We start from the raw sequence: 674 nt of genomic DNA, 5'->3' as shown, positions 1-674 counted from the left end.
TACTCATATAACATTTGGCTTGTCTCCACTTTCTACAAAAATAAGTCTATCATTGAACTCTGTTTTAACTCTATCTGCTATATATCCTGAATACAGTTTACCGTCATACCATATATCTACCAAGTCATTAACATACAAAGGTAAGAGTTCGTTTTGGTTAAAGAATAACCTTGTGACGATCGTGGAGGGTGAAATTTCAGCTTTAATAGTAGATATATCTGGCGGGTTTCCGTGTTCATCTCTATCATAAAACAATGTTTTAGCTGTTCTTACATCTGGCAAGTCTGTTCCGTCTCCGCCATAAGTGCTATAGTCAATGACATCTCCATTATTTTTTGCTGTGTACATTTTAGGAGGGTCTGTATAGTCGTCTGTTGCCTTATTTTTAACAAACACAACAGCAAAATTATAAGCCGAACGTTCTGTTATTGTTTCCGTGTCCATTGTCACGCTTTGCTTAATATCTACCCTTGTCGTGATTCTATTTCTATTCCAGTTCCTAGAAGCGAAGTTAATGAATAATAAGTTTCTAGGGTCTATTTCAGACGAAGCGTGTTGAATAGTTGTTGTCGGTTGAAATTGAACCTTAGAGAATATCCTTTTAGCTACGTCATGAGCCGATGAAGTTTCCGCTTTTCGGTTGATTGTAGCCTTTCCTTCAAAGATAGTTGAAT

Annotated in this window: 1 protein-coding gene; it reads right to left on the bottom strand. The window is 36.6% G+C overall.

The window, feature by feature from the left end:
* Positions 1–3 precede the first annotated feature (3 nt).
* Positions 4–674: hypothetical protein (locus BAZ21_RS27500; RefSeq protein ID WP_218061456.1), on the bottom strand; the 671-nt coding region annotated here is incomplete at its 5' end.

The sequence above is a fragment of the Paenibacillus kribbensis genome, from assembly GCF_001705305.1.
In the GTDB taxonomy this organism is placed as follows: domain Bacteria; phylum Bacillota; class Bacilli; order Paenibacillales; family Paenibacillaceae; genus Paenibacillus; species Paenibacillus kribbensis_B.
The sequence above is the reverse complement of the archived record's forward strand: the minus strand, read 5'-3'. Positions and strand labels throughout refer to the sequence as shown.